Origin of the sequence: Actinacidiphila paucisporea, from assembly GCF_900142575.1 — a bacterium.
In the GTDB taxonomy this organism is placed as follows: Bacteria; Actinomycetota; Actinomycetes; order Streptomycetales; family Streptomycetaceae; genus Actinacidiphila; species Actinacidiphila paucisporea.
Map to the genome: position 1 here is coordinate 31150 of NZ_FRBI01000015.1, position 13107 is coordinate 44256.

Here is a 13107-nt window from a genome sequence, read left to right on the forward strand (position 1 = left end):
CGGGGCCGTACTGGCCGGGACGACCGCTCGGGGCGGTCGGTGGTCAGGCCGGCGGGTGGCCCATCGTCCGGCTGAAGGTGTCGGGGTCGGCGTCGTAGCCGACCAGCAGGCTGCGGAACTCCCATGCGCCCGACGCGGCGCGGGTGAACTCCGCCACCGTCGCCCCCGTGGCGGGGCCGACCGAGGCGAAGTCGCCCTCGGCCAGCACGGTGTAGCCGGTCACGAGTTGGTAGGCCGGATTTGCCACCGTCCGGAACTCCAGTCGGCCGAAGCTCTGTTGGATCGCCACGCCCACCACGACCCGGCCGTATTCGGAGCTGAGCCGGCTCAGGTCGAGGGTCAGCACCTCGTCGAAGCCCAGGCCTTTGCCGTCGGTGCTGTCGCGGTTGAGCCATATCGTGCCGTCGGGCGAGAACCGGCTGCCGAAGGCGACCAGGTACGCCGGGTCGCCGTGCTCCGCCCCGACGCGGTACGTCGCAGCGATCAGGTCCAGATCGCTCGGCGGAGTCCCCAGTGGACTCGGGTCCCACTTCAGCCGTGCCTCGGCCCGTTCGATGCCCTTGCTGAGGCCGCTCATCGGACGCCTCCCCCTGGGGCGGCCGTGTATGGGCCGCCACCTCATATTCTCGTGTAACGCTTGCGCGCCCTCGCTGTCCACACCTTCCCGCCCCGGGCTGCTTCGAGCGGCGTCTTCCGGCCATCCCGGCCCACGGGCGGTTGCGGAGCTGTCGGTGCGCCTCCAGGGTCGCCCCGTCGACGGCCGTATCGTGCGGGTGGCAGCGCACCTGCCGATCCGCAGGACGCCCGCGGCCGAGGCGGCAGCGACAAGCGTAAGGCCATGCAGGAGGGAATCGCCCGAGCCGCGGAACGGCACGGCATCGCCGCCGAGAACGAGGCACGCAGCTCCGACGGCGAGATCCGCTGCGATGCGCCGGCCACCGGAGCCGGAGGGTTTTCAGCGGGCGATCACGGCCGTTCCGGTGCGGCCGCCGTCGACGTCGACGACGGCGCCGTGGACGAAAGCGGCCTCGTCGCCGGCGAGCCACAGGGCGGCGTAGGCGACGGCGTCGGGGGTCCCGACGGCGCCGGCGGGGGTGCCGTGCATCATCACCTCGCCGGGGTGGGGCTCCTCGCCCGGAGCGGCGGGAGGCACGATCACGCCGGGGGATACGGCGTTGACCCGCACCCCGCTGGGGCCGAACTCGGCTGCCCAGGCCCGGGTGAGGGTCTCCACAGCGCCCTTGGTCGAGCTGTAGAGGGCGCCGACGGGGATGCCCAGGCGGGCGATCCAGGAGCCGAGGTTGACGATGGCGCCGCCGCCCGCCGCGGCCATGGCGGGGGCGATCGCGGCCGTCAGGAAGAACGGGGCCTTGACGTTCACCGCGTACACCCGGTCGAAGGTCTCCTCGTCTGTGGTGCCGGTAGTGGCGGGCGGGTAGATGCCGGCGTTGTTCACCAGGATGTCGAGGCGGCCGCCGAGCGTTCGGCGTGCCTCATCCGCCAGTGCGCGGGAGGCTGCGGCGCTGCCGTCGAGGTCGGCGCGGACGAAGTCGGCGCGACCGCCGGCGGCGCGGATCCCCTCGACGACCCGTACCCCTCGCTCCTGGCTGCGGCCCGAGACGATGACGTGGGCGCCCTCGGCGGCGAACACCTCGGCGATCGCCTGGCCGATGTTGCTCGTCGAGCCGGTGACGAGTGCGGTCTTGCCCTGCAGTCGTGCGGTCATGGCCTGAACCCCTGACGTGCGTACTGGTCAGCGGCTCCGGTCGGAGCCGTCGAACCGAGGGTGCTCCGGGAAAAATGGACCAGCAAGTCCAGAAACGGCGTGGCCGTCCTATGCTGGATCCAGGTCCGACCAGGAGGCACCTCGATGGCGCAGACGCTGACCGCGAAGGGGCGGGCCACCAAGGCCCGTATCGTCGAGGGGGCGGCCGAGGAACTGCGGGAGCGCGGGGTCGCCGCCACCACGCTGGACGACATCCGCTCGCGCACCGGCACCAGCAAGAGCCAGCTCTTCCACTACTTCCCCGGTGGCAGGGACGACCTGCTGCTCGCGGTGGCGCAGTTCGAAGCGGACCGGGTGCTGCACGACCAGCAGCCGCACCTGGGCGAACTGGACAGCTGGCAGTCCTGGCAGCAGTGGCGGGACGCGCTGGTCGATCGTTACGAGTCGCAGGGCGACCAGTGCCCGCTCGGCTCGCTGTTCCTGCAGGTGGGACGGGACCGCCCCGGTGCGCGGGCGATCGTACTCGAGCTGATGCGCCAATGGCAGGAGCACCTGGCCCGCGGTATCCGCGCCCTGCAGGACGGCGGTCTGGTCTCCCCGGAACTGGACCCGCGGAAGGAGGCGGCAGCGCTGCTGGCCGGGATCCAGGGAGGCGTGCTGATCATGATGTCCACCGGCAACTCGGCCCACCTGCGAGCAGCCGTCGACACCGCCACCGCCCACCTGCGCGCCTCCGCGGCCGACGCTCAACCGCGGGGACGGACAGACCACCGCCTTGCGGTTCCATAAGCTCAGCCAGCCGGGGCACGGTGCCGCCGGACGGGGCTCCGATGTCCGCCACCCGACCAGCCGCGCCTCCAGTGTCGGGCGCCGCCACCCGACCAGCCGCGCCTCCAGTGTCGGGCGGCGAACACCGGCCGGGTGAGAGCTTCTTCACAGTGCTCGGCACCTTGGCGGCAAGCGTGGTCAGGAAGCGTCGGTGCGAGGGAAGACGTACTCGTCGAGCACGATGCCGAGGGCCACGGCGGCCGGGATGGCCACCAGGCCGCCGATGATGCCAAGCAGCGAGCCGCCGGCCAGGACCGCGACGACCGTCACCACCGGATGCACGTCCACCGCGAACTTCATGGCCCGCGGCATGATCAGGTAGTCCTCGGCGACCCGGAACCCGATGTAGAAGGCCGCGGTGGCGAGGGCCACCGGGAGCGAGACGGTCAGTGCGACCAGGCTGACCACGATGCCGCCGACCGTCGAGCCCACCACGGGCACCATGTCCATCAGCGCCACGAAGACGCCCAGGGCGGCGGCGTAGGGCACGCCGATGACCTCGCACCACACGAAGGTGGCGACGCCCGCGATCGCGGAGGTCGCGATGTTGCCGAGCATGTACCGGCCGACGCGGCTGAGGATCTCCTCGGTGACGGTCTCCACCCGGGTGCGCCGGGTGCCGGGGACGAAGCGGTAGCAGAACTGCTTGATCGTGGGCAGCGCCGCCATCACGTAGAGGGTGACGGTGATCACGATGACGGTGGACGTGATGAGGCTGATCACCAGCTGGCCGGCCCCCAGCACCCCGCCGGCCACCTGGGACGCACCCCCGGCGCTCAACCGCGACTGCGCCTTCTCGATGATGTGGTAACGGTCCTCGAGCCGCCCCAGGGTGGAGTGGTGGTCGTGCAACTGCTCGCGCCAGCGGGGTATCCCGTCGCTCAGCGCGTTCACCGCGTCGGTCACCGGCGGGATGACCAGCGCCAGGAATCCGGCCAGCACACCGGCGAACCCGGCGAGCACCGCCGCCACCGACCAGCTGCGGCGCAGGCCGAGCCGCCCCAGCAAGGCGACCACCGGCTCCAGGCTGACCGCGATGAAGACGGCCAGCAGCAGGAGGGTCAGCAGCTCGCTGAGCTTGAGCACGGTCTGCACCAGGAGCCATGCCAGGCTCCCGCCGAGGGCCAGCCCGAAGCCGATCTGGAACCAGGAACGCCGCGCGGCGCTCACCCCGCCGAGCCTGCGCCGCCACCCCTCGGCAGCCGGACTTGCGCCCTGTACGGCGCCCGCGGGTGGCCGCGGGTCGGCCGCGTCGACCGCACCCTCGGAAGTGTCGGTCTTCCGCCGGGCAGCCTCGGAGTCCGCGCCGTCGGGACCGGCCGCTTCGGGGCCGATCGCTTCTCCGTCGGCCGCTTCGGCATCCGGGGTCCGGGGACGGGCCGCTTCGGTGCCGCCCTGCTCCCTCGGAGCCTCGGTGCCGTCCTGCCGGTGCGGGTCGGAGACGGCGGACCCGAGCCGCGATGACGCCTGGGCGGGCATGTCTGGCACTGCGCCATCCCCCTTCGTGACGACGGTCCTGGAGTCGGTTCCGCGATGCCGCAGCCCGGACCCTTCGACCGACAGCACAACCTGGCGTCCGCCTGCCCCCGTGCGGACGGAAGATTCGCGTCGGCCCCGCCGGTTCACCCGTACGGCCCGCTTGCCGATGTGTCGCGGCCCGAACCGGGCACCGATGTGGTGTGCGGCCGCCGCGGGAACGCCGGCGGCTCGCCCTCGCCCACACCGTCACGAAGAAGGGGACCAGCCGATGACCGCATGGACCGAGGACGAACTGGCCCGGATCGGGACCGCGGACGAACTGCAGATCTCGCCCGCCCGGAGCGGCGGCAAGCCCGGCCGGGCGACGACGATCTGGGTGGTGCCCGACGGGGACGACCTCTACGTCCGCGCCTACCGCGGCCGGGGCGGCCAGTGGTTCCAGGCCGCCACGGCCGCCCACGAGGGGCGGATCAGCGCCGGCGGCGTGACCAAGGACGTCACGCTCGCCGAAGTCGACGAGCCGGCCCTCGGCGACCGGCTGGACGCGGCCTACCGCGCCAAGTACGGCCATTACGGCCCCGACTACGTCGACCCCATGGTCGCGGAGACCGCCCGCGCCGCCACCCTCAGGCTGCTTCCCCGCTAGGGGCGCCGTTCGCGTCAGGCGGCCGGAAAGGAGCTACGCCCCGGCGCCGCTTGCGGTTCCCGGATCTTCCCAAGGTCACAGCGGTGCCGAGCGCCGGCCGGCGGGGGCCGGGTACCGACCGTCGGCGGCGACGGGGGCGGCAACGCTGTCATCATCGAGGCTTCAGGCGGCGCACCCCCGAGCCGGCACCGCTCAGCGGCCGCCCAGAAGGAAGAGCAGATGAGCTTGCGTTTCGAGGAACTCGACTGGGCCACCACCCCGATGGGCGACATCAGCCTGCGCAGGCGGCGCGACCCCGCCTCGGGCGACGACGTCCACGAGGTGAAGCTCGGGGACGAGTTCCTCATGTCCAGCCTCTTCACCGCGGGCGAGACCGCACTCACGGAACTCGCCCTGGCCGCGCTGCCGAACGAGGAGCTGGACGTCGCCGTCGGGGGCCTCGGCCTGGGCTATACGGCCGTGGCGGCACTCGACGACCCGCGGGTGGCGTCACTGGTCGTCGTCGACGCGATCAGCAAGGTCATCGAGTGGCACCAGAAGCACCTCGTACCGCTGGGCGCGCGGCTGACCGCCGACGAGCGGTGCCGCCTGGTCCACGGCGACTTCTTCGCCCTGGCAGCCGGAACCGACGGCTTCGACCCGGCCGAGCCCGGGCGCCGATTCCACGCCGTCCTGCTGGATGTCGACCACTCACCCGAGCATGTCCTCCATCCGCGGCACGCCGCGCTCTACCAGCCCGACGGGCTGCGCGCTCTGGCGGCACACCTCCACCCCGGCGGTGTCTTCGCCCTGTGGTCCAACGACCCGCCCAGCGACGCCTTCACCTCCCTGCTAGGCACCACCTTCGCCCGCGCCGAAGCCCACACCGTCGCCTTCGCCAACCCCTTGCAGGACCGCACCGCCGCCAACACCGTCTACGTGGCGGTCAAGGCCGCGGGCGACCGGTAGCAACACCGGTTTCCTTGCCGGCGTCGATCACATCGGGGCGCATCGGGGCCGGGTCTGGGCGCGTGCGAAAGCCGCGGAGCGGCACGCCCGCAGGTCAGCGTCGCGCACATGCCCCGCGGCAACTTGCCGCTGTTCATAAGTGTTTGCGACGACAGGGGTGGGACAGGAGGGGCTGAAGTGCTCCATGAAACGAAAGGAGACGGCCATGAGAACACGTAGGCATGCAGCCGCCCTCGGCTTATGCGGGGCAGTCTGTGCGGCAATGACGCTCTTCGGCTCCGGGACGGCTTCCGCCGGCGTGGGCAGCTACCCGCATGACAACCAGGACCCGTCCGCATCGGGCTGTAACAACGACGCCATCACCGCCAGCTCCGCGAACGTCGGCGGCGGCGCGACCATCCTGCTGCGCTACAGCCCCAGTTGCCGCACGGTGTGGGCGCACATCCAGGGTGCCGCGCCGAGGACCCAGGACAACGCGGGCGGCTCGGCTCTCATCTACCGGGAGAGCGACGGCGCAGGTATCCGCACCTACTGCGGTGCCGCCACCAGCTGCTACACCCCGATGCTCTACGACGCGGGCATGACGTCCCACGCCACGGGCACCAACGACACCGGCTTCACCATCTACAGCGGCACCACCGGCTCTTACTGACCGGTGACGCGGGACCGCGTGACCGCCCGTGCCCGACCTGGAGCCCGCCGGCCGTAGCCGGCGGGCTCCGGCCTGTGCGGGGCCGGCTCCCCGCCGGGTGCCACCGGCCCCACCGCCACCGCCCGTCAGCAGCGCGCACCTGAGCGGTCACAGGTCGTGGGATATCCGTGACCTGCTGTCCCTCAGCGGCGTCCCGGACGCCGGCACACGGAACAAGGAGCCCGAAGATCATCGAGCCCACCGACGCGATCGTGAAGCTGACCGCGACCTGCGTCTGCGGGTCGGACCTGTGGCCCTACCGCGGCGTCGAGCCTGTCGACCACCAGGTCATGGGCACGAGTGCGTGGGCGTGGTCGAGGAGGTCGGCTCCGAGGTCAGGACGATCAAGCCCGGGGACTTCGTGATCGGCTCGTTCGTCATCTCCGACAACACCTGCGAGATCTGTCGGGCCGGCTTCCAGTCCAAGTGCGTGCACGCCCAGTTCGTCGCGCAGACCGTCGGCACCCAGGCCGAGAAGGCCCGCATCCCGTACGCGGACGGCACCCTGGTGGCCACCCCGGGACACCCCGGTCCCGAGCTGATCCCGGACATGCTGGCCGCCTCCGACGTGCTCGGCACCGGCTGGTACGCCGCAGTCGCCGCCCAGGCAGGGCCCGGCAGGACCGTGGCGGTCGTCGGCGACGGCGCCGTGGGCCTGATGGCCGTTCTCGCCGCCAAGCAGCTGGGCGCGGAACGCGTCATCGCCATGTCCCGCCACCCCGAGCGGCAGAAGCTGGCCCGCCACTACGGCGCCACCGACATCAAGGTCCTCCTCACCCTCTGACGCGCCTCCACCCGCCCTGGCCCGCCCCGCCCCGCCGCAGCGGGCTCTTCGCCCCGGCAGGGGAGGAGCCGGGGCCGTCCATCCGCCTCCACACGGGGAAGACCACCGGGCTGAGCGTGGCCAGGAGGTACACACCGCCAACCGCCAGCATCGTGCCGAACAGACCGGCCGAATCGACGAAGAGGCCGGCGGCGAGCCCGCCCAGCGGAGTGATCAGCAGGACCGAGGCGGTTGTCGCGCTCAGCACGCGGCTGCGCAACTCCTCGGGCACGGTCTCGTACATCATTGTGGCCACAATGGGGTTGAGAGCGCCGAAGGCGAGGCCTTCGACCGCCATCGTCACGGCCAGCGGCGCCACGGTGTCGGTGAAGGCGCGTGCGTGAACCGGGAGGAGCACGGCGCTCCAGCTCTGGTCAAGGCCCTTCGTGACGAGGGTCGTGAGGCAGATGCCGAGGAGGAGCGGTGTGGCGAGCACATAGCGGTAGCCCTCACCCAACGCGCGTCGGTACGTGCGCGGCTTCGCCGGTCCGGATCGCTTCCTCGGCTGGGCTTCGGCCAGTCCGCGCAGGCGGAACGCGAGGAGTGAAGCCGACACGGCGAACGTCGCGGCGTCCAGGAACAGGACATTCTGTGCGCCCAGGAGGGCGATGAGCACACCGCCGACCGCCGAACCGATCATCCCCGCGCAGTGAGAGGCACCGTCGTACCACGCTGCGGCACGGGCCAGCGGCATCCCGGCGGAGTCGGCGAGCGTGGGCAGAAGTACGCCGCGGGCGGTCTCGCCCGGGGCGTGGAACAGCCCGGTGACGGGGTGCGGGGCATCGAGACGCGGCGCATCCTGGCACGGGAATGGCCCTCGGCGCATGTCACATACGCTTCGCCCCAACTCAGGCTGGTACGTTGCGCATATGTGCGAGGTCACCTACTCCACCGTGGGCATGACGGCGAAGGGCAATTCGGCACCGCCCGGTTTTCGCGCTCTGCGGGTACGCACGTCCCTGGGCATCGGCACGTACGACCGAGCAGCCGAGGCACTCTTCGGGTGGCGGATGCATCGCGCCACGCCCCTTCTGCGTCTTTCCGCCACTGCTCAGGAAGCTGCCCCCGGTGTAAGGGTTTTGCTGCGGCTGGGCCCTCTCCGTGCGCCGTGCCAGGTGGTGTGGACCGTCGAGGAGAAGAATCGGGTGGGGTTCGCCTACGGGACTCTTCAAGGGCATCCGGAATGCGGTGAAGAGGCGTTCATCCTGGAGCGCAATCCCGATGACTCGGTCGATTTCACGGTATTCGCCGTCAGCCGGCCTTCGGCCTGGTATTTGAAGGCAGCGGGGCCGTGCGGGCATTGGGCGCAAAGGGCTGTCGCCCGGCAATACGGCAGAGCTTTGCGGCGCCTGGCCCGACCTCTTCCCGGTGATCGCGGCTGAGAGCCGTGGTCACCTCGCGGTGCGCGGGTGGCCCCGGCGGGATCACGCGGGCCGCGCGGCCCGCCGGGGAACGGTCATACCCGGTCCTCCTCCCCGCGGCTCGTGGTCGCGGGCTCGGTCCGGTATGCCGCGGCCTGCAAGGTGAACATGGCCGCGTATTCGCCGCCGGCGGTCATGAGTGCGGTGTGGGTGCCGTCCTCGATGATCCGGCCGTCGCGGAAGACGTAGATGTGGTCGCACTCGATGACGCTGGCCAGGCGGTGGGAGATCAGCACGGTGATGCGGTCCTTGCGGCGGCGCCCGCGCAGGACGGCGGTGTAGACGGCGTGTTCGGCCCGCGGGTCCATGCTGGCCGTCGGCTCGTCCAGCAGCAGCAGCGCGGCGTCCTTGTACAGGCCGCGGGCGACGGCGAACTTCGCCCAGTTGCCGCCGGACAGCTGCTGGCCGTCCTTGAAACGGCGGGACAGGGGGGTGGCCCACTGCCGCGGCAGGTCCGCGATGACCGTGTCCGCGCCCGCGTCCACGGCGGCCTGGTGGGCGCGCTGCGGATCGGCCTCGGTGATGGTGCCCGCGGAGATGGTGATGTTGGCCAGCGCCGAGAGCGGCCACTCCACGGGGTCCTGGAGGACCATGGCGACCTGGGCCTGGACGCTCTCGGCGTCGACCTCCATCACGTCGGTGTCGTCCCAGCGGATCGCGCCGGAGGCCGGTTCGTACAGGCCGGCCAGCAGCTTGGACAGGGTCGACTTGCCCGAGCCGTTGGCGCCCACGAAGGCGACGGTGGAGCCGGCGTGCAGACGCAGTGACACCCCGTTGAGGGCGGGCCTGGCCGCGTCGGGATAGCTGAAGGTGACGTTGTCGACGGTGACGGTCCCCACCCGGGGGGCCAGGCTGCGGCCGGTGCTGCGGGGCATCAGGGTGCGGCACTTGTCGAGGAAGGCCATCAAGTCGGTCACCCACAGGGCGTGTTCGTACACGACGTGGGTGGCCAGCACGATCCGCGTCAGGGTGGACTGGGCCGCCCGGACGGCCAGCACCGCGCCGCCCCCCGACGCCAGCGGCAGCCAGCCCGCGATCGTCATCCACGCCAGCGCGGCATAGGTCAGCCCGGTGGCGGCGCCGCCGATCGCGCGGCCCACCAGGGCGGTTCGGGCCTCGGCGCGGCCCAGGCGGGTGTCCTCCTCCTCGATCGCCACGGCGATCCGCTCGTGCTCGGCGAGCAGCGCCGGCTGCGCGGTCGAGGAGCGCAGCTCCGGGGCGGAGGTCTGGTCCAGCAGCAGCCAGGTGATCAGCCGCATGCGGCGCTGGAGGGTGCTGTACCGCACCTGGGACAGGAACCGCAGCCGCGCGGACCGCACGGACGCCAGACCCTGCGGGATCACCGAGGCGATCAGCAGCGGCAGCAGCAGCGGGTGCAGGAAGGTGAGCACGGAGGCGGCGCCGGCCAGCGACAGCAGGGCGGAGGCGAGTTCGAGGATCTGGGTGATCGACTCGCGTGCGTAGAACAGGCCCCGGTCGTTGGCGCGGTAGGAGTCGTCGGACCAGTCGGCGTCGTCGACGGCCTCCAGCCGCACGTGCGCGGTCAGATGGAGGAACTCCGTCTCCACGATGCGGCGGACCTTGGGCGTCAGCCGCGCCTGGTAGAAGGTGACGCCGGTGTCGAGTACCGCGCGCGCCATGAGCAGGCCGGCCACCAGGAGCAGCGAGGGGACGGCCGTACGGATGCGGTGCGGGGTGGCGCCCTGGGCGAACAGGGCCTGCAGGACGCCGATCGACGCCAGCAGGCCGAAGGCCGCCATCGCCGCGGACCCGAGCTGCATCACGATCACCGCGGCGGTCGCACGGGCGTCGGCACCCCATGCCATGACCAGGACCCGCCGGACGATCGCGGGCAGCCGGCCGAAGATCGTCCGCAGGCTGGCGCGCGCGGCGGCGCCGTCCCACGTCGCCCAGTACGCGTCCTTCAGCTCCTCTCCCAGCTGCGCGCCCTCCGGCGAGGCGGGCGCGGCGGCGGGAGGTAACGGAAGCTCACCGGTCCGCGGGCGCGGCACCTCGGCGGCGTCCTCGGCCGCGCCCGGCAGCACGGGCCCGGTCACGAACGCCGCCCGGGCGCGGCCGACATGGACCGGGGCCGAGCCCAGTTCCTGGGCGGGATCGTCGGGAGCCGCCGATCCGCGCCGGGCGCATAGGCAGCCGCCGATCGCCGTAACGGAGGTGGAGTGGAAGGGTGTTGCGGGTTCGTGGCGGCCGAGGTCAAGTGGGTCCTCCTGTACGGTCTTCCGGCCGGGCGCGAAGCCCTCGTCAACGCGCGGGCCGGCAGGGCGGCGTGGCACCCCGACCCGGCGCCGGGGGTGACCATCGGGCGAGCGGGCGTGGCGGAGCCGAGACTCGGGGCCCCGGCCGACCAGGAAGGGCTTCGGCGTCAGGCCCCGCCTGGAACAGCCGAACGCCGGGCTTTCGGTACGGCCGGGGGAGAGGGACCCGACGTCCGGAGTGAGCCGTCAGGTCAGGCGGCGTGCGAATTGCGCTGGTGTCGCATGGTATTGCTTTTTGAAAGCGCGGATGAAGTGGCTGCCGTCGGTGAAATGCCAGCGCGCGGCGGCCTCGGAGACGCTGAGCCGTGATCCGGCGGCGGTGAGCGCCTCGGCCGCTTCCTCCAGGCGCCGGCTGCGGATGTAGGCGCTGAAGGACTCGTCCAGACCCGCGAAGGCCCGCTGCAAGGTGCGTACGGACACGTGCAGGTGCGCGGCTACGGCGGTGCCGGCCGAGACGTACGTGTCACCGCCCTGGTCGTGCGGGTCCTGCAGGGCCACCGTGCCGCGCAGCCCGACGTACAACCTGATCTGGTCGTGCTCGTACGTGCCGACCGCCCGGGTGCTCACCGGGGAGGACGCCCAGAGTTCGTTGACGGCCGTGTCTTCCAGGGCCACCGAGCGCATCGTCCCCTGGAAGCCGTCGACCGTGGAAGCGCTGAATTCCGGCAGGGGGTACTGGTCTCCCATGCGGTCGTTCCAGGTGTCGATGAACGGCTCCCACGTGCCGCGACCTGTGCCGGTGGAGTCGGCGTCGACGGTGAACGTACCCACCTTGCCGGCCGGGCATGAGGAAACGCGGCCTGCTCGTCATGTGTCCTCCACCCCGGTGAGGATGTCGCCGGAATCCCCTCCTGTGTCGCGAACGTACACCCCTTCCGCGTACGGCTTTCCTACGCTTGGCGAGCGCTCCACCACCGACGACGATCTGCCGGCCGTGCCCGGTGCCGCAGACACCGTGCCCTGCTTCGCATGCGAAGCACGGCGACCGCGAACCCTCGGCATCGACCTGTTCGTCCGCCCTGTGAACCAGACGACCCCGTGAAGGAGACGACCACGATGATCCCCGACGACGACCCGTCGCGCTCGCTGACCGTCGCGAACCCCGACGACCCCGGCACGACGTACATCTCACTGGTGGGCGACACCTATGCCATGCTGGTCACCGGCGAGCAGACCGGCGGCCGGTACTGCCTGATCGACATGCACGTGCCCGACGGCGGCGGCCCGCCGCCGCACCGGCACGACTTCGAGGAGATGTTCACGATCCTCGAAGGGGAGATCGAGTTCACCTTCCGCGGCGAGAAGCACACCGTACGGGCCGGGTCCACAGTCAACATCCCGGCCAACGCGCCGCACAACTTCCGCAACGCGTCGGGCGCGCCGGCCCGCATGCTGTGCATGTGCACCCCCGCCGGGCAGGACGAGTACTTCATGCGCATCGGTGACGTTGTCGCCGGCAAGGACGCGGCGCCCCCTCAGCTGTCGGCGGACGAAGTCGCGCAGCGCCGCCACCGCGCCGCCGAGCTGGCCCCGACCTACCGGAGCGAGTTCCTGTAGCCCGGCCGGTGCAGTTGACCCCTTGCGTCCCGCCGGGACCGGCCCGGCGGGACGCGGGAGTACCTGTCCCGGCAGCGGGTTCCCCGAAGCGTCCGCACGGGCCCACTCGGATACGTCGTCGGGGGCTCGCTAGGGTCAGGGGCATGACGATGGTGGTGCACCGAGGGCCGACCCTTGGTTGAGCTGCGGGACTTCACGCTCGCTGACGGCCGACTGCTCGCGGCCTGGGTCGAGGGACCGGTCGAGCTGTGGGCGTGGTCCGGCCAAAGCTTCAGCTGGCCGTTGGACGAGCAGCAGCTTGCCGAGTACGCGGCCGAGTCCGCGACGCCGCTGCGCCGGAGCTGGACGGCGTGGGATCCGGCCGGTGGGCAGGCCGTGGGCCATGCCTCGGTACGGGTCGACGCGGCGGAGGCCAGCGGTCGGCTCGGACGGGTCCTTGTGGCGCCCGAGGCCCGGGGCAAGGGGGTCGGCGCCGCGATGTCGGCGAGGGTGCTGGGCCACGCGTTCGGGGAGCTGGGCCTGGAGCGGGTCGAGTTGGGGGTCTGGGACGACAACTCCCGCGCGATTCGCCTGTACGAGGGGCTGGGCTTCGTGTGCGACCACGTGCTGCGCGACGTCGTGCGGTTCGCCGGCAAGTCCTGGTCGGCGATGCAGATGAGCCTGACGAGAGCGGCTTGGAGTGCCGGAACCGGCTCCGGGCGGTAGGCGGCTC

13 protein-coding genes and 1 pseudogene are annotated in these 13107 nt (G+C 71.8%); 8 read left to right on the plus strand and 6 right to left on the minus strand.

From position 1 onward, the window contains the following. Positions 1-43: 43 nt before the first annotated feature. Positions 44-577 carry a TerD family protein gene (locus BUE44_RS21845; RefSeq protein WP_073500673.1) on the minus strand — a complete coding sequence of 178 codons (534 nt, stop codon included), beginning with the start codon at positions 575-577 and terminating at the stop codon, positions 44-46. 378 nt (positions 578-955) lie between these two features. Further along, positions 956-1726, minus strand: a complete 771-nt coding sequence (locus tag BUE44_RS21850) for an SDR family NAD(P)-dependent oxidoreductase (protein ID WP_073500674.1) — start codon at positions 1724-1726, stop codon at positions 956-958. 144 nt (positions 1727-1870) lie between these two features. On the opposite strand from BUE44_RS21850, the gene BUE44_RS21855 reads away from it, so the two are divergent. After that, on the plus strand, positions 1871-2515 hold the full coding sequence (locus BUE44_RS21855) for a TetR/AcrR family transcriptional regulator (protein WP_073500675.1): 645 nt from the start codon (positions 1871-1873) through the stop codon (positions 2513-2515). Positions 2516-2692: 177 nt separating this feature from the next. Here BUE44_RS21855 and BUE44_RS21860 read toward each other — a convergent pair whose 3' ends face one another. Then, entirely contained in the window at positions 2693-4033 is a 1341-nt protein-coding gene (locus BUE44_RS21860; protein WP_079189951.1) for an AI-2E family transporter, read from the minus strand. Positions 4034-4301: 268 nt separating this feature from the next. On the opposite strand from BUE44_RS21860, the gene BUE44_RS21865 reads away from it, so the two are divergent. From BUE44_RS21865 to BUE44_RS21880, 4 genes and pseudogenes are all read left to right on the plus strand, one after another. Beyond that, a complete protein-coding gene (locus BUE44_RS21865) occupies positions 4302-4679 on the plus strand; it encodes a DUF2255 family protein (protein ID WP_073500676.1) in 378 nt (125 codons plus the stop codon). A gap of 219 nt (positions 4680-4898) precedes the next feature. After that, positions 4899-5627, plus strand: a complete 729-nt coding sequence (locus BUE44_RS21870; protein ID WP_073500677.1) for a polyamine aminopropyltransferase — start codon at positions 4899-4901, stop codon at positions 5625-5627. A gap of 262 nt (positions 5628-5889) precedes the next feature. Continuing rightward, the gene (locus BUE44_RS21875) at positions 5890-6279 is read left to right on the plus strand and encodes a DUF2690 domain-containing protein (RefSeq protein WP_073500678.1); all 390 of its coding nucleotides are present in this window, start codon (positions 5890-5892) and stop codon (positions 6277-6279) included. Between the two features lie 167 nt (positions 6280-6446). Continuing rightward, positions 6447-7081: pseudogene (locus BUE44_RS21880) on the plus strand (alcohol dehydrogenase catalytic domain-containing protein); the annotation flags it as partial. 10 nt (positions 7082-7091) lie between these two features. On the opposite strand, the gene BUE44_RS21885 reads toward BUE44_RS21880, so the two are convergent. Then, positions 7092-7967: an MFS transporter gene (locus BUE44_RS21885; RefSeq protein WP_073500679.1), complete on the minus strand. Its 876-nt coding sequence runs from the start codon at positions 7965-7967 to the stop codon at positions 7092-7094. A 43-nt stretch (positions 7968-8010) separates the two neighbouring features. On the opposite strand from BUE44_RS21885, the gene BUE44_RS21890 reads away from it, so the two are divergent. Then, a complete protein-coding gene (locus BUE44_RS21890; protein WP_073500680.1) occupies positions 8011-8523 on the plus strand; it encodes a DUF1990 family protein in 513 nt (170 codons plus the stop codon). Between the two features lie 74 nt (positions 8524-8597). On the opposite strand, the gene BUE44_RS21895 is transcribed toward BUE44_RS21890, so the two are convergent. Next, positions 8598-10619: an ABC transporter ATP-binding protein gene (locus tag BUE44_RS21895; RefSeq protein WP_235002345.1), complete on the minus strand. Its 2022-nt coding sequence runs from the start codon at positions 10617-10619 to the stop codon at positions 8598-8600. A gap of 405 nt (positions 10620-11024) precedes the next feature. Further along, on the minus strand, positions 11025-11609 hold the full coding sequence (locus BUE44_RS21900; protein ID WP_073500681.1) for a helix-turn-helix domain-containing protein: 585 nt from the start codon (positions 11607-11609) through the stop codon (positions 11025-11027). Between the two features lie 285 nt (positions 11610-11894). Here BUE44_RS21900 and BUE44_RS21905 point away from each other — a divergent pair, with 285 nt between their 5' ends. After that, the gene (locus BUE44_RS21905) at positions 11895-12395 is read left to right on the plus strand and encodes a cupin domain-containing protein (protein WP_073500682.1); all 501 of its coding nucleotides are present in this window, start codon (positions 11895-11897) and stop codon (positions 12393-12395) included. A gap of 174 nt (positions 12396-12569) precedes the next feature. After that, positions 12570-13100 (plus strand): GNAT family N-acetyltransferase, encoded by a 531-nt coding sequence (locus tag BUE44_RS21910; RefSeq protein ID WP_073500683.1) that lies wholly within the window; start codon positions 12570-12572, stop codon positions 13098-13100. The last annotated feature ends 7 nt before the right edge of the window (positions 13101-13107 follow it).